The sequence below is a fragment of the Pseudomonas sp. Hp2 genome (assembly GCF_006386585.1).
Lineage (GTDB): Bacteria > Pseudomonadota > Gammaproteobacteria > Xanthomonadales > Xanthomonadaceae > Pseudomonas_S > Pseudomonas_S boreopolis.
The window spans coordinates 77,095-95,922 of sequence record NZ_VAHJ01000002.1 but is presented as its reverse complement, the minus strand read 5'-3'; the positions used below and the strand labels follow the sequence as shown (position 1 = coordinate 95,922).

Genomic DNA, 18,828 nt, shown 5'->3' with positions numbered 1-18,828 from the left:
CCTCAGCCCGCGCCGAGCGCCCCGAAGGGGCCGCCCTGCTGGAGCGCCGCACGGTAGGCCGGGCGCGCTTCGATACGCCGCAGGAAGGCCTGCAATCGCGGATGTCCCTCCAGGCCGCCGGCGCGCGCGGCCGCGGCCTGCACCGGGAAGCTCATCTGGATGTCCGCCGCGGTGAAACGCTCGCCGGCGAACCAGCCGCTCTCGCCCAGTTCGCGTTCCATCCAGTCCAGGTGCAGCTTGAGTTGCGGCCCGACGAAGCCCTGCATCGCCCTGTCGGCGATCATGCGCGCGACCGGGCGCACGAAGAACGGCATCTTCGCCGAGCGGATCCGGTTGAACACCAGCGCCATCAACAGCGGCGGCATCGCCGAGCCCTCCGCGTAATGCAACCAGTACCGGAAGCGCAGCCGCTCGGGCGAATCCACCGGGCGCGGCGTCGGCGAAAGTACCCGCTCGCTGTCGTAGCGGTCGACCAGGTATTCCAGGATCGCACCGGACTCGGCCAGCACGTGGTCGCCATCCACCACCACCGGCGACTTGCCCAGCGGGTGGATCGCGCGCAGCTCGGGGGGCGCCAGCAGCGTCTCCGGATCGCGCGCGTAGCGCACCACCTGGTAAGGCAGCGCCAGTTCCTCCAGCAGCCAGAGCACGCGCTGCGAACGGGAATTCTCGAGGTGATGGACGGAGATCATGAAGGCCCGGGCGAACGAAGACGGGCCTCGGATGTTACGCCGCCCCGGGGAATCCCCGCAGGGACGCGCGCGTTCTTGCCAAGGCCCGCACAAAAGAAAACGCCGGGGACTTGCGTCCCCGGCGTCCTGGCGACCTGTCGGTGGCCGGCACGATTACAGCGCCTGCACCTGGTCGGCCTGCATGCCCTTCTGGCCCTGCACGGCGATGAAGCTCACCTTCTGGCCTTCCTGCAGCGACTTGAAGCCATTGCCCTGGATCGAGCGGAAGTGGACGAACAGGTCCGGGCCGCTTTCCGGGGTGATGAAGCCGAAGCCCTTGGCATCGTTGAACCACTTAACCGTTCCGTGTTGACGATCAGACATCTTTACTTGCTCCTGAAACATGTTGGGATTAATCGCGACCACCGGGACCCCGGGGCCGAGACTGAGTTGCAGGTGTGGGTAAAGCGGAACGATGGAGCGGATCGGATGATCGGCAGCACCAGGCCACGATTCACGGTGACCCTAGCAAACACAGTGGCGCGCACATTACTAGGGTTTTCGGGAAAAAGCGACTCCCGCACGTTCATCTTCCCGACCGGGCCCGGCCCCGGGTGGCCCGGGCGGTGGCCGCGCGTATCATGCCGCCCTTTGCCGCAGGCATCCCGATGGCCCTCACCGCCACCATTCGCAAGGCCGAACTGCAGATAAGCGACCTGGACCGTGGCTACTACGCCACCCACAACCTGACCCTGGCCCAGCACCCCTCCGAGACCGATGAGCGCCTGATGGTGCGGCTGCTGGCGTTCGCCCTGTTCGCGCGCGAGCGGCTGGAGTTCGGCAAGGGCCTGAGCACCGACGACGAACCGGACCTGTGGCAGCGCGACTACACCGGCGAGATCGCGCTGTGGATCGACCTTGGCCAGCCGGACGAGTCGCGCGTGCGCAAGGCCTGCAACCGCGCCGCCGAGGTGGCGGTGGTCAACTACGGCGGCAACGCCGCCGAGATGTGGTGGAAGAAGTACGGCCCGGCGCTGGCGCGCTTCGCCAACCTGCAGGTGATCGACATCGACGCCGGCAGCGTCGAGGCGCTGGGCGGCCGGATCCAGCGCGGCATGCGCCTGAACGTGCTGATCCAGGACGGCGAGGTGCAGCTGATCGGCGAGGACGGCGACGTGCTGAGCATCGTCCCGGCCACGCGCAAGGCCGCCTCGGCATGAGCGTCGCCTGCGACGTGCTGGTGATCGGCGCCGGCGCGGCCGGGTTGATGGCGGCGCTGACCGCCGGCCAGCGCGGGCGCCGCGTCCAGGTGGTCGAGCACGCCAACAAGGTCGGCAAGAAGATCCTGATGTCCGGCGGCGGGCGCTGCAATTTCACCAACACCGGCACCTCCCCGGCCAACTTCATCTCCGCCAACCCGCACTTCTGCAAGTCGGCGCTGGCGCGCTTCACCCCTTCCGACTTCCTCGGCATGGTCGAGCGCCATGGCATCGCCTGGCACGAGAAGGAGCTGGGCCAGCTGTTCTGCGACGTCTCCTCCAAGCTGATCGTGAAGATGCTGGTCGACGAATGCCAGGCCGCCGGCGTGCAGATCCGCACGCATTGCGCCGTCACCGGCATCGAGCGCGGCAGCGAGGGCTTCGTCGTGGACACCGCCCAGGGCCGGTTCCTGTGCCGGTCGCTGGTGGTGGCGACCGGTGGCCTGTCGATCCCCAGCCTCGGCGCGACCGGCTTCGGCTACGAGATCGCCCGCCGCTTCGGCCACGAGGTGCTGCCGACCCGGGCCGGGCTGGTGCCGCTGACCTTGTCCGGCAAGCACCAGGAGCGCCTTCGGGACCTGTCGGGCGTCGCGGTGCCGGTGGAAGCCAGCTGCCATGGCGTCGGCTTCCGCAATTTCATGCTGCTGACCCACCGCGGCGTCAGCGGCCCGGCGATCCTGCAGATCTCCTCCTACTGGCAGCCGGGCGACGACCTGCGCCTGGACCTGCTGCCCGGCCTGGATGCCGGTCAATGGCTGCGCGAGCAGAAGAGGACGCGCGGGGCCTCCGAGCTGCGCACCGTGCTGGGCGACGTGCTGCCACGCCGCTTCGCCCAGCGCCTGTGCGAGGTCTGGCTGCCGGACAAGCCGGTCCGCCAGCTGGACGAGCGCGAACTGCGTGCCGCAGCCGAGCTGCTGTCCGCCTGGCCGCTGGTGGCCAGCGGCACCGAGGGCTACCGCACCGCCGAGGTCACGCTGGGCGGCGTGTCCACCGACCAGGTCTCGTCCTCGACCATGGAGTCGCGCCGCGTGCCGGGCCTGTACTTCGTCGGCGAGGTGCTGGACGTCACCGGCTGGCTGGGCGGCTACAACTTCCAGTGGGCCTGGGCCTCGGGCCATGCCGCCGGCGAGGCGGCCTAGGGCCGGGATCGGGAATTCGGGATGGGATGTGCGAACGACGTCGCTTTTCGCGGCTCCCCGGTCCCGGATCCCCCATCCCTCTCAATGGACTCCGATGCACCCGATCATGTATTAAACCCCGTCCCCGGGGGAGACCTGAATGCAGAACGGCAAAGACCTCACGCTCCGCCTGATGATCGTCGACGACAGCGGAGAGCGCGCGGAGGGCATCGTCACCCATCTGCGCAACAGCGGCATCGCGGTGCGCCCCTCGCGCCCGCAGAACGCGGAGGACATGGCAACGATGCTGGGCGGCCAGATCGACCTGGTGCTCGCCGCCCGTTCCCTAGCCATCCCGATGCCGGCCCTGCAGCAACGCATCGCCGCCAGCGGCAAGGACGTGCCGCTGGTCCTGCTCGCCGACCGCATCGACGAGGACGAATGGGTCGAGGCCGCCGCGCACGGCGTCCGCGCGATCGCGCTGCGCCAGCGCCCCGAGCACCTGCTGGCGGTGGTCCGCAGGGAATGGGCCGACCTGCTCGCCCGCCGCGACCTGCGCCGGATCGAGGCGCAGATGCGCGAGACCGAGCGCCGCTGCGACGCGCTGATCGCCTCCTCGCGCGACCCGATCGCCTACGTCCACGAAGGCATGCACATCCGCGCCAACGACGCCTACCTGGAGATGTTCGGGTTCGAGTCGTTCGAGGACGTGGAAGGCATCTCGCTGCTGGACATGATCGCCCCGCAGCACGTCGAGGATTTCAAGCAGCTGCTCAAGTCGATGTCGCGCGGCGAGCCGCCGCCGGCGCAGTACAAGGTCGATGCGCGCACGCTGGAAGGCGGCACGTTCCCGGCGACGATGGAGTTCGCCACCGCCACCTACGAGGGCGAGGCCTGCGTCCAGGTGGTGTTCCGCAAGCGCGAGGAGCTGGACCCGGAACTGGCGCGCGAGGTCGAGGAACTGCGCCAGCGCGACGCCGTCACCGGGCTGCTCAACCGCCCGACCTTCATGATGGCGCTGGAGAACGCGGTGGCCCAGGCCAGCCGCGGCGGCCGGCAGTCCGGCTTCCTGCTGATCGAACCCGACCACTACGCCCGCATCCTGCCGGAGATCGGCCTGGACTCGGCCGATGCGCTGATCGCGGCGATGGCCCGCTACCTGGCCTCCCTGCTGGACGAGGACGTCACCGTCGCCCGCTTCGGCGAGAACAGCTTCGCCGTCCTCATGGAAGGCGACTACCTGCGCGCCACCACCACCGCCGAGCGGGTCCGCGAGGCGTTCGCCCGGCACGTGTTCGCGATCGGCGACCGGTCGGTCACGGTCACGGTGAGCATCGGCGGGGTCCAGATCGGCGAGAAGATCGCCAGCATCGGCCAGGTGCTCAAGCGCGGCGCGGAGTGCGTGCGCTCCTGCGTCGAGCTGGGCGGCAACGGCCTGGACATCTTCGATCCCAGCGCGGTCGATCGCGCCGAGGAAGAACGCATCCAGCGCTGGCTGGAGCAACTGCGCGACGCGCTGCGCGGCAACGGCTTCCTGCTGCACTACCAGCCCGTGCTCAACCTCCAGGGCGAGCCGCTGGAGCTGTACCAGGGCTTCCTGCGCCTGGAGCGCAACGGCGAGCTGGTGCCGCCGTCGGTGTTCCTGGACATCGCCGAGGAGCACGGCCTGATCGCCGACATCGACCTGTGGGTGGTGGAACGGGCGATCAAGGCGATCGGCGAGCGCCAGCGCGCCGGCCATGCCACCCATGTGATGGTGCGGATCGGCCCGGAGTCGTTCGCCAACCCGCGCATGCTCGCGACGATCCGCGAACAGCTTGCCGCCCAGCGCGTGCCGGGCGAGCGGCTGTGGCTGCAAGTCCAGGAATCGAAGGTGTTCACCCACCTCAAGAACGCGCAGCAGTTCCTCGCCGAGGTCGCCGCGTTCGGCTGCAAGGTCGGGCTGGAGCAGTTCGGTTCTGGCCTGGATTCCTTCCAGTTGCTGGCGCATTTCCGCCCGAGCTTCCTGCGCCTGGACCGCGGCATCAGCGCCGAGGTCGCGAGCAGCAAGGAAAGCCAGGACAAGATCCGCGAGATCACCGGGCGGGCCGGCAGCGCCGGCGTCGTGACCGTGACCGAGTTCGTCGCCGATGCCGCCTCGATCAGCGCCCTGTTCAGCGCCGGCGTGGACTACGTGCAAGGCGACTTCGTCGCACCGGCGAGCCCGGCGATGAACTTCGAATTCTGATCCCGACGTTCCTGCCTGGTCCCGGTCCCGAAAGCGAAGGGCCCGCAAACGCGGGCCCTTCGTCGGTCAGACCACCGTGCCGTTGGCGGCACGCAGCGCGGCGATGCGCTCGGGCAGCGGCGGATGGCTCAGGAACAGCTTGCGCAGGCCGTCACCGACGCCGCCGGCGATGCCGAACGCCGCGATCTGGTTCGGCAGCGTGCTCTGGCCATGATTGAGCTGCAGGCGCTCTAGCGCCGCGATCATCTTCTGGCGGCCGGCCAGCTGGGCGCCGCCCGCGTCGGCGCGGAACTCGCGCCGGCGCGAGAACCACATCGCGATCATCGTCGCGAACAGGCCGAACACCATCTCCAGCACGAACACGATGATGTAGTAGGCGAAGCCGCGGCCGCCGTCGCGGTTGCCGGACATCGCGCTGTCCACCACGCCGCCAACCACGCGCGCCAGCACGATCACGAAGGTATTGAGCACGCCCTGCAACAGCGCCATCGTCACCATGTCGCCGTTGGCCACGTGCGCGATCTCGTGGCCCAGCACCGCCTCGGCCTCGTCCTCGGTCATGTTGTGCAGCAGGCCGGTGGACACCGCCACCAGGGCGTTGTTGCGGTTGGCGCCGGTGGCGAAGGCGTTGATCTCCGGGCCTTCGTAGACCGCCACTTCCGGCATGCCGATGCCGGCGGCCTGGGCCTGGCGGCGCACCGTCTCGAGCAGCCAGCGCTCGGTGGGATTGCGCGGCTCGGTGATGACCTGCGCGCCGGTGGAGCGCTTGGCCATGAACTTGGACATCAGCAGCGAGATGAAGGAGCCGCCGAAGCCGAAGATCGCCGCCATGACCAGCAGGCCGCTCATCTGCGACGGGTTCACGCCCAGCAGCGACATCACCACGCTGGCGAGGACCAGCACCGCGAAGTTGGTGAGGAGGAAAAGGGCGATACGGTTGAACATGGAAGCGCAGGCTCCGCCTGGATGAATGGATGGATACCGCGAATCTGCGGGGTGGCAGGCTTGAAATCAAGACGGAACCTGACTGACGATTCAGCCAGTCATGACCCCGGTTCCTTACCGCGGCCGGTTCGCGCCCTCGCCCACCGGCCCGCTCCACTTCGGCTCGTTGCTGGCGGCGCTCGGCAGCTGGTTGCTGGCCCGCCATGCCGGCGGCGAATGGCGGGTGCGGATCGAGGACATCGATCCGCCGCGCACCGTCCCCGGCGCCGCCGACGCCCAGCTGCGCACGCTGCACGCGTTCGGGCTGCACCCGGACGGCGCGGTCGTGCGCCAGAGCGAGCGCCACGGGCTGTACCAGGCCGCGCTCGAGCGGCTGCTGCACGATGGCCTGGCCTTCGCCTGCGGGTGCAGCCGCAGCGAGCTCGCCGCGGCCGGCGGCATCCACCACCGCTGCGTCGCCCCCGCCGCGCCCGCGCGCCGGGCGGTGCGGCTGCGGGTAGCGCCCGGGAGCCGCGCCGGCTTCGTCGATGGCCTGCAGGGGCCGGTCGAGCAGGACGTGTACGCCGAGGTCGGCGACTTCGTGCTGCGCCGCGCGGACGGCTACTGGGCCTACCAGCTGGCGGTGGTCGTGGACGATGCCGACCAGGGCATCACCGACGTGGTGCGCGGCGCCGACCTGCTGGACTCCACGCCCAGGCAGATCCTGCTGCACGAGGCGCTCGGCCTGCCGATCCCGCGTTATCTGCACCTGCCGCTGGTGCTGGACGCCGCCGGCCACAAGCTTTCCAAGTCGGACGCCGCGCGACCGCTGGACGATGCGGACCCCGCCCCCGCGCTGCGCCGCGCCTGGGGCTGCCTGGGCCAGGACGCGGCGGTCCTGGCCGGCCAGGCCGCGCCGGAGCGGATGCTGCAGCGCATGCTGCAACATTTCAGGCCGGAACGAATTCCGCGCACGCTGTCGCGCGCCTGACGCGCCGCCGGCCCGGCCGGGCCCGCATCCGCCGCAAAGCGCGCGACACGCTCTAGAATCGCCGGTCCCCCTCCCGTCGCTTCCCTGGAGCATCCCCGCATGACATCCCGCGTCGTACTGGTCACCGGCGGCACCGGCGGCATCGGCACCGCCATCTGCAAGCGCCTGGCCGACCAAGGGCACCGGATCGCCACCAACTACCGCGACGAGGAAAAGGCGCGGCAATGGCAGCAGCGCATGCGCGCGGACGGCTACGACATCGCGCTGTTCCGCGGCGACGTCGCCTCGCCGGAACACGCGCGCGCGCTGGTCGCCGACGTGGAAGCCGGGCTGGGGCCCGTCGAGGTGCTGGTCAACAACGCCGGCATCACCCGCGACACCACCTTCCACCGCATGACCCCGGAGCAATGGCACGAGGTCATCAACACCAACCTCAACTCGGTGTTCAACGTCACCCGCCCGGTGATCGAGGGCATGCGCAAGCGCGGCTGGGGGCGGATCATCCAGATCAGCTCGATCAACGGCCTGAAGGGCCAGTACGGGCAGGCCAACTACGCGGCGGCCAAGGCCGGCATGCATGGCTTCACCATCTCGCTGGCGCGCGAGAACGCCGCGTTCGGCATCACGGTCAACACCGTCTCGCCCGGCTACGTCGCCACCGACATGGTGATGGCGGTGCCGGAGGAAGTGCGCGCCAAGATCATCGCGGACATCCCGACCGGCCGCCTCGGCAAGCCGGAGGAAATCGCCTACGCGGTCGCGTTCCTGGTCGCCGAGGAAGCCGCCTGGATCACCGGCTCCAACCTCGACATCAACGGCGGCCACCACATGGGCTGGTGAGCGCCGATGCTGCACCCGGCGCAACACGCTGAAATCGCGGCGGAATCCATGCTGCGCAGCATGCCCGGCGCCGGGAACCGCCGGCCGCCCTGACTTTCGTTGGTTGCAAGCGCTGCTGCGCTGCGCCATCCTGAGCGCCTGACCGTCACGAGTAACCGCTCCATGGCTGGACTGCGCATCATCAAGAAGTACCCGAACCGCCGCTTGTACGATACGGAGATCTCCAGCTACATCACGATCGAGGACGTGCGGCAGCTGATCATCGACGGCGAGGAGTTCGAGGTGCGCGACGCCAAGAGCGGCGAGGACCTGACCCGTTCAGTGTTGCTGCAGATCATCGCCGACCAGGAATCCGACGGCGAGCCGATGCTCTCGACCCAGCTGTTGAGCCAGATCATCCGCTTCTACGGCGATTCGCTGCAGGGCTTCATGGGCAACTACCTGGAGCGCAGCATGCAGGTGTTCCTGGAGCAACAGCAGCAGTTCCGCCAGCAGATGGGCAACCTGCTGGGCCAGACGCCGTGGGCGATGATGAACCAGCTCACCGAGCGCAACCTGGAGCTGTGGCAGGAATTCCAGCGCAGCTTCAGCGCCGGCTTCGGGCGCCCGACCGGCACCGGGAGCGGCGGCTCCACCCCGCCCCCGGGCACGACCGGCCCGACCGGCAAGACCCGCAGCGGCGGCCGCTGAAACAGGAGTCTGTCGCGCCCGCGCGCGAAGCGCGGCCGTCCCCGCACGCATCGCGAAACCCCTGCCGGTTCACCTTCGCTGGCGCGCGGCGGCGCGTTCGCCGTCGCTGCTGCCCTCGCTTCCCTGCGGCGCGACCCGCTCCACCGCGTAACCGCGCGCGCGCAGCTTTTCGACCACGCCGTCCTCGCCGAGCAGGTGCAGCGCACCGACCACCACCATCGCGTTGCCGCGCGATGGCGCCGCCTGCAGCATCCGCTCCAGGCGCGGCACCCAGCGATCGTTGCGCTCGACATTGATGCGGCGATAGAGCGCCGGGTACTGCCTGCGCATGTCCTGGGCCATTTCCTTCCAGAGCACCTCCGCGTCGCCGCGGCGCCAGGCATCGTGCAGGCGCCGGGTCTGGCCGGCGTCGCCGTCCGCGTCGTCGAGCGCTTCGGCCAGCATCTGCCGCTGTTCCTCCGGCGACATCCCGGCCAACAGCGCGATCTGCTCGTCCGCGCGCTCCAGCCCGATGGCCGGCTTGCCGGCCTTGAGCGCCAGCTGCATGAAGTGCCTGTCCAGCCCCAGGGCCGGGTCCATGCCCTGCGAGGTCATCGCCGCGATGCTGATCGTCAATCCCACGAACCATGCCTGGTAGGTCTGCAACAGCTCCGGCGACAGGCCGCGGCGCGCGGCATACGCCTGCAATTTCTGCCAGGTCGGCGCATCCAGTTCCTGCCGCAGCGAGGAGCCGTCCTTGCGCAGTCCGGCCTGCATCATCTTCCTGCCCAGGTCGGGCGAATCGACCTCGTCCGGGGCGAGCTCGAACACCAGCCTGCGCGCATCGGCGAAGGCGCGATCGACCTCGGGCGACAAGGGGTAGTCGTCCGGCTTGAGCAGGTGGAACGAGCCCAGCAGGTACAGATGCGCATCGCCCTTGCTGACCTTCCACAACAACGGCACCGGCGGGCGATGCGCAGCGTTCTCCGCCCGGGCGACGGCCGGCGCTCCCGCCGCAACCAGCCACAGCAACAGGCACATCCACGCCACCGCCCATCCAGGGCGGCGCCCGTTGCTGGCCCACGCACGCCGCAGCACCGCCGCCGGCAGGCCCCGCATCATGGCGCGCCCGTTCCGGCGTGCGGCTTGCGGTAGTTCTTCTCGCCCGCGGCGACCGCCAGGTCCAGCCGGTTCTCCGGCGGCGGCAGCGGACAGGTGGCGAACGGCGTGAACGCGCACGGCGGGTTGTAGGCGCGGTTGAAGTCGAGCACCACCCTGCCCTGCGCGTCCGGCGCGCCCGCGTCGATGAAGCGGCCCGCCGGGTAGCTGCCATGGCCGCTGGTGCGGTCGGCGAACACGATGAACAGCTCGTGCCCCGGCTCGCCGATCGCTTCCAGCCGGTAGGTCCTGCCGTTCTTCTCGAACTCGACCGCGCCGGCATTGGGCTGCTCGGTGGTGATGCCGACGATATCGACGATCGGGATCTTCTTGCCGGCCGGGTTCGGCACGAAGCGCGCCTCGACGCGCCATGCGGGGTCGGCCGGCCAGTAGTCCAGCCCGGCGAAGCGCACGCGCGAATCGGCGTCGGCGTGGCGTACCCGCAGCGCGCGCCGGTCGCCGCGCTGGATCAGGGTCAACCGCCCCTTGCCCTCGTCGAAACCGATCGTGGTGGGGGCATCGTCGCGATCGCTGTAGAAACGGATGCGCCCGGCGAGCGGCTTGCCGTCCACGGTCAGCGCGGCGTGCTTCTCCGGGGTGAACCAGACCTTGTCGCCTTCGACCGAGACCAGCCCCATCTTGGCCGGCCCGACCGCGAGCCGGATGCCGCTGTCGGGGCCGCTGCCGATGTAGTGCGCCTTCAGTTCCAGCCAATGCAAGCCGACCAGGCTGGTCCAGCCGTCCGGCTTGCGCAATTCCTCCAGCCGCTGCTCGCGCCAGGCCAGCGTCTCGGCCAGGAACTGCCGGTCCAGCGCCTCGGCGGGCCGGGCCGGCTGCGGTGCGTCCTCACGGCCGCATCCGGCCAACGCGAGCAGCGCCAGCAGGCCCGCTCCCAATCCCCTGATCCGCACCATCGTCAACGCCCCCTGAGGAACCAGCGGTCGATCTCCGCCAGCGTGAACCGCGCCCAGGTCGGGCGCCCGTGATTGCATTGCCCCGAACGTTCGGTCGCTTCCATGTCGCGCAGCAGGGCGTTCATTTCCGGAATCGTGAGCCGGCGGTTGGCGCGCACCGCGCCATGGCAGGCCATGGTCGACAGCAGCTCGTCGCGCGCGCTCGCCACGCGCCGGCTCTGGCCATGTTCGCGCAGGTCGCCGAGCACGTCCCGCAGCAGCGCCTCCGGCTCGGCATGGGCGAGCAGCGCGGGGATGCTGCGCACGTGCAGCGACCCCGGACCGCTGCGGGTCACTTCGAACCCGAGCTGCGCCAGCGTCTCCGCCTCGCGTTCGGCGACGTCGGCCTCGCGCTCGCCCACCGCGAGCGTGATCGGCACCAGCAGCGGCTGCGCGCGCAGGCCGATGCCGTCGTGTGCGCTCTTCAGGCGCTCGTAGCCGATGCGCTCGTGGGCGGCGTGCATGTCGACGACGATCAGGCCCTCGGCGTTCTCCGCCAGGATGTAGATACCGTGCAATTGCGCGATCGCATAGCCCAATGGCGGCACCCCGCTGACCTCGTCGGTCGGCGGCAGGCCCACCTGCGCCACGCCGATGCCCGGCGACGGCGCGGCCTCGGCAACGGGGTTCTCCGGCGGCGCATACAAGGCCGCGTAGGCCGCAGGAGCATCGGCCACGCGCAGGCCGAGCGGCGATTGCGTGGGCTTCCACTGCGGCGGCGCGCCGCCGCCGCCCTGGAATGCCGGGGCCGCGAACGTGGCGCCGCCCGCGGCTTCCGCGGCATGGGCCGCGACCGGCGTGGTGCCGGCGCGGGTCTGCGCCAGGGCATCCTGCAAGGTGCGGTAGACGAAATCGTGGATCAAGCGCGCGTCGCGGAAGCGCACCTCGTGCTTGGCCGGGTGCACGTTGACGTCCACCCGCGACGGGTCCAGTTCGAGGAACAGCACGTAGGCCGGCTGGCGGCCGTGGTAGAGCACGTCGCCGTAGGCCATCTTGACCGCGTGCGCGACGCTGCGGTCGCGCACCGAGCGCCCGTTGACGTACAGGTACTGCTGGTCGGCGCTGGCGCGCGAGTAGTGCGGCTGGGCGATCCAGCCGTGCAGGCGCAGGCCGGCGCCGCTGTGGTCCACCCGCAGCGCCTGCCGCGCGAAGTCCTCGCCCAGCGTCTCGGCCAGGCGCACGTCCGAATACAGGTCGCCGGGCTTGTAGCGGCGCGACGGCTTGCCGTTGTGCGACACCCGCAGCTCGACGTCCGGGCGCGCCAGCGCCAGCGAACGCAGCCACTCCTCGATATGGCCCAGCTCGGTGCGCTCGGCGCGCAGGAACTTGCGGCGGGCCGGCACGTTGTAGAACAGCTCGCGCACCTCCACCGTGGTGCCGGGCGCATGCGCACGCGGCGCGACCTCGCCGACCTTGCCGCCCTCCACCTGCAATGCGGCGCCATGCTCGTCCTGCGGGCGGCGCGAGGCCAGGGTGAAGCGGCTCACCGAGGCGATCGACGGCAGCGCCTCGCCGCGGAAGCCCAGCGTCGCCACCGATTCCAGGTCGTCGAGCGAGGCGATCTTGCTGGTGGCATGGCGCGACACCGCCAGCGGCAGTTCCTCCGGCGCGATGCCGCCGCCGTTGTCGCGGATCCGGATCAGGCGCACCCCGCCCTCCTCCAGTTCGATGTCGACCCGGCTGGCGCCGGCGTCGATCGCGTTCTCCACCAGTTCCTTGACCACGGACGCGGGCCGCTCCACCACCTCGCCGGCGGCGATCTGGTTGATCAGGATCTCGGGCAGCTGGCGGATGCTCATCGCGCGCCTCCCTCGGTTGCCGGCGACGGGAGCGGAACGGGAGCGGGCGGGAAGTGGGGCATCGGTACTGCGTCCGGCGCGTCGCGCCGCCATCGGGAATCAATCCGGGATGATAGCCGAGCGCCCGGCGGTTCTTGCGCCCGGCCCGACGATGCGACGCAGTGTCTCCCAGATGCGCGGATCGCCGGACTGGGCGACATTGAAGCGCAGGAACGCCGGCGCGCCCGCGGAGACGCTGAACACGTCGCCGGGCGCCAGGACGATGTTCTCCGCGAGCGCCGCCTTCGCCACGTCCACCGCCCGCAGCCCTTCCGGCAGGCGGCACCAGAGATAGAAGCCGCCGCGCGGCATCAGCCAGGGCTCGATCCCGAGCGCGCGCAGCCGGGCGGCGACGTCGCGGCGCGCGCGCAGCAGCCGCAGGCGGAGCTGGTCCATGTGCTTGCGGTAGCCGCCACCGGCCAGCACGTGCGCGATCGTCTCGGCCGCCGCCGGGCCGGGTCCGCCGAAACCGGTGGCCACCTGCAGGTCGACCAGCGCCTCGACCCAGTCGGCGCGCGCGGCGATGTAGCCGCAGCGCAGCGAAGCCGACAGCGTCTTAGAGAAACTGCCGATCCGCACCACCCGGTCCAGCCCGTCCAGCGCGGCGAGCCGCGGCGACGGCTCCGGCTCGAAGTCGGCGAAGATGTCGTCCTCGACGATGGTCAGGCCATGCCTCGCCGCGGCGTTGAGCAGGCGGTGCGCGACCTGCGGCGAGAGCGTCGCCCCGGTCGGGTTGTGCAGCGCGGAGTTGGTGATGTACAGGCGCGGCCGCTCGGAGGCGAGGATGGCCTCGAAACGCGCCATGTCCGGCCCCGTGGGCGTGTACGGCACGCCCAGCAGGGCGACCTGGTGCACCCGCAGCAAGGCGCGGAAATTGAAGTAGCACGGATCGTCCACCAGCACGGTGTCGCCGGGCCGCAGCAGGAACCGGCAGACCAGGTCGAGCGCCTGGGTGCCGGATGCCGTCAACAGCAACTGGTTGGGGGCCGCCTCGATGCCTTCCGCGCCGAAGCGCGCCAGCAGCAGCCGGCGCAGCGCCGGCGCCCCTTGCGTGCCGCCGTAGTCGGTGAGCACCTCCGCGTCGGCGCGCGCGAGCGCGCGGAACGCGCTCCGCAGCGCTCCCGCCGGCATCCAGTCGGCCGGCAGCCAGCCGCACCCGGGCTTCAGCGCGCCGCGCTCCGCGTCCAGCGCCTGCCGCGACACCCAGAACGGATCGACGACGCGCTCCTGGACGCCCGCCTGCCGTGTCAGGTCCAGCGGCGGCAACACCGAGGCGGCGATATAGAAGCCCGAGCCGCGCCGGGCCTGGACCCAGCCTTCCGCCGCCAGCCGGTCGTAGGCCTCCACGACGGTCGCGGGCGATACCGCCATCGCATCCGCCAGGCTGCGGATCGACGGCAGGCGATCGCCCGCGGCGAAGGCGCGGCTGGCGATCTTCGCGCGGATCTGCTCCATCACCGCGGCCGTCTTCGCGCCGGTACGCTCCGCCATTTCGGGTCCAGGTGTATCCCTCGTGGGACCGATACAGTTCGGGCGGATTGTATTGGATCGTCGCTGTTCGCGGCGGTCCGGCGATCGCTAGAGTCGCGCTCCACTCCAGGAGGCCGGCGGCATGAGCGACACCAGGACGATGATCGATGGCTGGGGCAGCGGGCTGCTCGGCGTGGCCATCTTCAGCGGCTCGCTGCCGGCCACGCGCGTGGCGATCGCCGGCTTCCCGCCCATGTTCCTGACCTCGGCGCGCGCGCTGATCGCCGGGCTGCTGGGCGGCGCCCTGCTCCTCCTGCTGCGCCAGGCGCGGCCGGCGCGCCGGGACCTGGCGCCGTTGGCGATCGTCATGGCCGGCGTGGTGATCGGCTTCCCGTTGCTGACCGCGCTCGCCCTGCAGCACATCACCTCGGCGCGCTCGATCGTCTTCGTCGGCCTGCTGCCGCTGGCCACCGCGATCTTCGCGGTGTTGCGCGGCAACGAACGCCCCAAGCCGCTGTTCTGGGCCTTCTCGCTCCTGGGCAGCGCCACCGTCGTCGGCTTCGCGCTGTCCAACGGCACGGCCGCTTCCGCGGCGGGCGACCTGCTGATGGTCGCCGCGATCGTGCTGTGCGGGCTCGGCTACGCCGAGGGCGCCGTGCTCTCGCGACGCCTGGGCGGTTGGCAGGTCATTTCGTGGGCGCTCGTGCTGGCCCTGCCGGTCATGCTGCCGATCGCATGGGCGACCCTGCCCGGCAGCGCCGCGGGCATCGGCGCGCCGGCCTGGATCGGACTGGGCTACGTCTCGTTGTTCAGCATGCTGATCGGCTTCGTGTTCTGGTACCGCGGCCTGGCCCTCGGCGGGATCGCCAGCGTGGGCCAGCTGCAGCTGCTGCAACCGTTCCTCGGGCTGATGCTGGCCGGCTGGGTGCTGCGCGAACCGGTGGCCTGGAGCATGGTCCTCACCGCCGGCCTGGTGGTGGTCTTCGTGGCCCTGGCCAGGCGCTTCGCCTGACCCGGCAAGGTCAGCGGCTGCCGCCGGCGACGGTACCGGCCGCCGCCTCCGCCTCGGCCTGGGCGCGCGCGGCGTACAACGTGCCCGGCGGCGGCTGGCGGGTGAAGAAGGTATTGACGCCGTCCAGCACGGCGCTGGCCAGCCTGCGCTGGTAAGCCGGATCGGTCAGGCGCCGCTCTTCTTCCGGATTGGAGATGAAGGCCGTCTCCACCAGCATCGCCGGCATGTCCGAAGTGCGCAGCACCGCGAAGTTGGCGCGCTCCAGGTGCGGCTTGTGGTTGTTGCCGATCCGCTTGAGCCCGCCCAGCACGTGCCCGGCGGCATCCTCGGATGCCTTCATGTGGCCGCTCTGGGCGAGGTCGATCAGCACGTTGGCCAAGGTGTCCTCGGTCTGCTGCAGGCGCACGCCCCCGACCAGGTCGGCCGCGTTCTCCTTGTCGGCCAGCCAGCGCGCGCGCTGCGACGACGCGCCCTTGGTCGAGAGCACGTACACGGAGGAGCCGCTGGCGCTGCGGTTCTCGGCGGCGTCGGCGTGGATCGAGATGAAGATGTCGGCACCGGCCGCGCGCGCCTTCTTGGCCCGCATCGGCAGCGGGATGAAGACGTCGCTGTCACGGGTCAGGTAGGCCTTCAGGCCCGGCGTGGCATTGACCTGGCGCGCCAGTTCGCGCGCCACGGCCAGGGTCACGTCCTTCTCGCGCTTGCCGGTCGGGCCGATCGCACCCGGGTCCTGGCCGCCGTGGCCGGGGTCGATCGCGACCACCAGCGGGCGCATGCCGGCCGCCATCTTCACCCGCGACGCCGCGCTCGGCATCACCGGGCGCGGCGCGATCTCGGGGTCCAGCGCATCGCCGCCGGGCGGGTCCGCCGGCGGTTTCGCCGCGGGCGCATTCGCCGCCACGGCAGCGCCGTTGAGGATCGCCGCGGGCGACGCGCCGGTGGCAGACGCCGATGCGGATGCGGATGCGATGGCGGGCGGCGCGCCCGGTGTCGTCGCCGGCGTGGCGGGACGCGGTTCCGGCGCGGCCGGAGGCGGCGTCGCGGGAGCGGCCGTGGCGGCGCGCACCACCGAGGCCGTCAATGCCGAGGTGGCACGCGCGGCCTCGGCGCGCGCATCCGGCGCGACGGTCGCCGCGGCCGCGGGTTGGGGCTCGCCCTGGGCAAGCTTGGGCGCCGCCGCCGGGTCCGGCGAACCTTCGCCCGGCCACTCGATCACCAGCGTCGAACCGCTGCCGTTGCGCAGCATCTGCGGCTTGAACGCGACCACCGCACCGGCGAGGTCGAACACCACGCGGAAGGTGCCGGGCACCGGCTGGCCGGTCCGCACCGCGGTGACCACGCCGCCGGGGGCCGGCATCTTCAGCCCGCGCGCGGCGGCGGAATCGGGGAAATCGACCACCAGCCGGTTCGGGCCGGCCAGGGAAATGGTCTTGTAGCCGCCGCTGCCGGCCAGCTGGATCTCGGCGCGGGTACCGGTGCTGCCGCTGCTGAGCGACACGCCGCGGATCTCGCCCGCGTCCACGCCAAAACCCGCCGCGCCGAGGCTCGCGGCCAGCGCAAGAACGATGAATTGGCGATTCCCCAGGCTCATGGAGCCGGATTCAATCACCGCAGCATCGTAATTGCAATACGTTTTCCCTTAATAATCCGTAACCTGCCAAACTTTTCTAGCGTCAGCCGGCAGCAATGCCCTGCAACTCGGGCAACGCCCGGAGCCGATCCACCCAGGCCTGGCCGGTTTCGCTCTCGCCCCGCACCTGCAGGCGCCGCCCCTCGCCCGCCACCGCCAGGCGCACCGTCAGGTCCACCGGCGGCAGCGCTCCCGCGCCGCGCTCGGGCCACTCGACCAGCCACAGGCTCGCGGTGCCCTCGTCCAGTCCCAGGAAATCCAGCTCCCCGGCCGCGCCGACGCGATACAGGTCCAGGTGCCAGGCCTCGCTGCCGTCGGCCAGCGGGTAGCGCTCGACCAGCGTATAGGTCGGGCTGCGGATCGCACCGGCGACCCCCAGCGCACGCAGCAGCGCCCGGGCCAAGGTGGACTTGCCGGCGCCCAGGTCGCCTTGCAGCTGCACCACGGCCTGCGCCGGCCGCGTGGCCGCCATCAGGCCGCCCAGGCGCTCGGTGGCCTCCGTGGAGGCGAGAAAACCTTCGATCATCGACGTATCCCGGGATTGGCGAGCCGCCGCAGTTCCGGCAGCAGATCGGTGGGAAGCAGGCCGCGCTCGCCCTGCTCAGCGGCCGCGTCGCCCGCGCAGGCATGCAGCAGTGCGCCGAGCGCGGCGGCATCGAACGGCGCATGGCCCTGGGCGATCAGCGCGGCGATCACGCCGGTCAGCAGGTCGCCCATGCCGCCTACCGCCATGCCCGGGTTGCCCGCGGCGACGATCCTCGGCGTGCGATGCGGGGCGGCGACGATCGTGCCGGCGCCCTTCAGCACGACCACGGCATCGAAGCGCGCGGCCAGCGATTCGGCCGCCGCCACGCGATCGCGCTGGACCTGCGCGGCGGGAATGCCCGACAGGCGCCCGGCCTCGCCCGGATGCGGGGTCAGCACGGCGCCGGGAACCGGCCGCGGCGCGGCGGCCAGCAGGTTCAATCCGTCCGCGTCGATCACCAGCGGCTTGCCGGCGGCGAGCGCGAGTTGCCAAAGTCCCCGCGCCCAGTCGTCCTGCCCGAGTCCCGGCCCGACCGCGACCGCGTCCGCCTGCGCCAGCAGCGGCCGCAGCGCGTCGCCGTCCTCGACCGCGCGCGCCATCGCTTCCGGGCAGCGCGCCAGCAACGGCCCGACATGGCGCGCGCGGGTGGCAACGGCTACCAGCCCGGCGCCGCTGCGCAACGCCGCCTCCGCGGCGAGCATCGCCGCGCCGCCGGTGCCCTCGTTGCCGCCGATGCACAGGACCCGGCCGGATTCGCCCTTGTGGCTGTTGAGCCGGCGCGGCGGCAACCGATCGGCCAGTGCCGACGGGTCCCACGACTGCGCTCGCGGCGTCATCGCCGCGAGCGCCGAGGCCGGCACGTCGAGCCCATGCACGACCTTCTCGCCGACATGCTCCAGTGCGTCGCCGGTATACAGCCCGAGGTGCGGCACGATGAACTGCAGCGTCAGCTGCGCCCGGATCGCCGCGCCCGGGGCCACGCCGTGCTCGGCATCGACGCCGCTCGGCACGTCCAGGGCCAGCACCGGCGCACCGGCCCGGTTGATCGCCTCGACGAACCCGCTGCTGCCCTCGTCCAGTTCGCGATTGAGGCCGAGGCCGAACAGGGCGTCCACCAGCACGTCCTCGTCGCCCAGCCCGCACGGGAACAGCTCGACCCGGCCGCCGACGGCGAGATAGTCGGTGCAGGCGCGCTGGGCCAGCTCGGATGCCGGCCCGCGCTCGGGCAGGTGCACCACCCGCACGCGCCGGCCGGCCTGGTGCAGCAACCGCGCCAGCACGTAGCCGTCGCCGCCGTTGTTGCCGGTACCGCAGGCGACCGCGATCCGCCGCGCCCGCGGCCAGCGCTCCAGCAGCAATTCGCACGCCGCCGCCCCGGCGCGCTGCATCAGCACGTAGGGATCGCCGCCGAGCAGCGCGGTGGCCTGCGCGTCGATCATGCGCGCGGCGGCGGTGTCGTAGAGGTCCAGCGGCTCGAACATGCGGCGATTCTACCGTGCGAGTCCCTCGCAAAAGCCCGCACATCCATGTGCGGGGGATATA

17 protein-coding genes are annotated in these 18,828 nt (G+C 71.2%); 7 read left to right on the top strand and 10 right to left on the bottom strand.

From position 1 onward, the window contains the following. Positions 1-2 precede the first annotated feature (2 nt). Positions 3-692 (bottom strand): glutathione S-transferase, encoded by a 690-nt coding sequence (locus FD678_RS05390; RefSeq protein ID WP_140720149.1) that lies wholly within the window; start codon positions 690-692, stop codon positions 3-5. Between the two features lie 153 nt (positions 693-845). Next, complete coding sequence (locus FD678_RS05385; RefSeq protein ID WP_140720147.1) at positions 846-1,055, bottom strand: cold-shock protein; 210 nt, start codon at positions 1,053-1,055, stop codon at positions 846-848. A 284-nt stretch (positions 1,056-1,339) separates the two neighbouring features. Here FD678_RS05385 and FD678_RS05380 point away from each other — a divergent pair, with 284 nt between their 5' ends. From FD678_RS05380 to FD678_RS05370, 3 genes are all read left to right on the top strand, one after another. Then, positions 1,340-1,891, top strand: coding sequence for a YaeQ family protein (locus FD678_RS05380; protein WP_140720145.1), 552 nt, complete (start codon positions 1,340-1,342; stop codon positions 1,889-1,891). Then, on the top strand, positions 1,888-3,069 hold the full coding sequence (locus tag FD678_RS05375; RefSeq protein ID WP_140720143.1) for an NAD(P)/FAD-dependent oxidoreductase: 1,182 nt from the start codon (positions 1,888-1,890) through the stop codon (positions 3,067-3,069). Before FD678_RS05380 ends, FD678_RS05375 begins: the two co-directional genes overlap by 4 nt. A gap of 139 nt (positions 3,070-3,208) precedes the next feature. Beyond that, complete coding sequence (locus tag FD678_RS05370) at positions 3,209-5,275, top strand: EAL domain-containing response regulator (RefSeq protein ID WP_140720141.1); 2,067 nt, start codon at positions 3,209-3,211, stop codon at positions 5,273-5,275. Positions 5,276-5,341: 66 nt separating this feature from the next. Here FD678_RS05370 and htpX read toward each other — a convergent pair whose 3' ends face one another. Then, complete coding sequence (gene htpX, locus FD678_RS05365) at positions 5,342-6,220, bottom strand: protease HtpX (protein WP_140720139.1); 879 nt, start codon at positions 6,218-6,220, stop codon at positions 5,342-5,344. A gap of 100 nt (positions 6,221-6,320) precedes the next feature. Between htpX and gluQRS the strand changes: the two genes are divergently transcribed. The 3 genes from gluQRS (at position 6,321) to phaR (ending at position 8,720) form a co-directional block, all read left to right on the top strand. Next, complete coding sequence (gene gluQRS / locus FD678_RS05360) at positions 6,321-7,190, top strand: tRNA glutamyl-Q(34) synthetase GluQRS (RefSeq protein ID WP_140720137.1); 870 nt, start codon at positions 6,321-6,323, stop codon at positions 7,188-7,190. A 99-nt stretch (positions 7,191-7,289) separates the two neighbouring features. Then, on the top strand, positions 7,290-8,030 hold the full coding sequence (locus FD678_RS05355; protein ID WP_140720135.1) for a beta-ketoacyl-ACP reductase: 741 nt from the start codon (positions 7,290-7,292) through the stop codon (positions 8,028-8,030). A 162-nt stretch (positions 8,031-8,192) separates the two neighbouring features. Then, the gene (phaR, locus tag FD678_RS05350; protein WP_140720133.1) at positions 8,193-8,720 is read left to right on the top strand and encodes a polyhydroxyalkanoate synthesis repressor PhaR; all 528 of its coding nucleotides are present in this window, start codon (positions 8,193-8,195) and stop codon (positions 8,718-8,720) included. 69 nt (positions 8,721-8,789) lie between these two features. On the opposite strand, the gene FD678_RS05345 is transcribed toward phaR, so the two are convergent. The 4 genes from FD678_RS05345 to FD678_RS05330 all read right to left on the bottom strand — a co-directional run bounded on the left by FD678_RS05345 (position 8,790) and on the right by FD678_RS05330 (position 14,139). Next, the gene (locus tag FD678_RS05345) at positions 8,790-9,821 is read right to left on the bottom strand and encodes a TraB/GumN family protein (RefSeq protein ID WP_218569531.1); all 1,032 of its coding nucleotides are present in this window, start codon (positions 9,819-9,821) and stop codon (positions 8,790-8,792) included. Then, on the bottom strand, positions 9,818-10,771 hold the full coding sequence (locus FD678_RS05340) for a DUF1684 domain-containing protein (RefSeq protein ID WP_140720131.1): 954 nt from the start codon (positions 10,769-10,771) through the stop codon (positions 9,818-9,820). Before FD678_RS05340 ends, FD678_RS05345 begins: the two co-directional genes overlap by 4 nt. A 2-nt stretch (positions 10,772-10,773) precedes the next feature. Further along, positions 10,774-12,609: a DNA mismatch repair endonuclease MutL gene (gene mutL / locus FD678_RS05335; protein ID WP_140720129.1), complete on the bottom strand. Its 1,836-nt coding sequence runs from the start codon at positions 12,607-12,609 to the stop codon at positions 10,774-10,776. A 99-nt stretch (positions 12,610-12,708) separates the two neighbouring features. Next, positions 12,709-14,139 carry an aminotransferase-like domain-containing protein gene (locus FD678_RS05330; protein WP_140720127.1) on the bottom strand — a complete coding sequence of 477 codons (1,431 nt, stop codon included), beginning with the start codon at positions 14,137-14,139 and terminating at the stop codon, positions 12,709-12,711. Positions 14,140-14,260: 121 nt separating this feature from the next. Here FD678_RS05330 and FD678_RS05325 point away from each other — a divergent pair, with 121 nt between their 5' ends. Further along, positions 14,261-15,130 carry a DMT family transporter gene (locus FD678_RS05325; protein ID WP_256661868.1) on the top strand — a complete coding sequence of 290 codons (870 nt, stop codon included), beginning with the start codon at positions 14,261-14,263 and terminating at the stop codon, positions 15,128-15,130. Positions 15,131-15,140: 10 nt separating this feature from the next. Here FD678_RS05325 and FD678_RS05320 read toward each other — a convergent pair whose 3' ends face one another. The 3 genes from FD678_RS05320 to FD678_RS05310 all read right to left on the bottom strand — a co-directional run bounded on the left by FD678_RS05320 (position 15,141) and on the right by FD678_RS05310 (position 18,767). Then, on the bottom strand, positions 15,141-16,721 hold the full coding sequence (locus FD678_RS05320) for an N-acetylmuramoyl-L-alanine amidase (RefSeq protein ID WP_177497586.1): 1,581 nt from the start codon (positions 16,719-16,721) through the stop codon (positions 15,141-15,143). An 82-nt stretch (positions 16,722-16,803) separates the two neighbouring features. Then, positions 16,804-17,286, bottom strand: a complete 483-nt coding sequence (tsaE, locus tag FD678_RS05315) for a tRNA (adenosine(37)-N6)-threonylcarbamoyltransferase complex ATPase subunit type 1 TsaE (RefSeq protein WP_140720123.1) — start codon at positions 17,284-17,286, stop codon at positions 16,804-16,806. Continuing rightward, positions 17,283-18,767: an NAD(P)H-hydrate dehydratase gene (locus tag FD678_RS05310; RefSeq protein WP_140720121.1), complete on the bottom strand. Its 1,485-nt coding sequence runs from the start codon at positions 18,765-18,767 to the stop codon at positions 17,283-17,285. The genes tsaE and FD678_RS05310 overlap by 4 nt, the downstream gene beginning before the upstream one ends. Positions 18,768-18,828 lie beyond the last annotated feature (61 nt).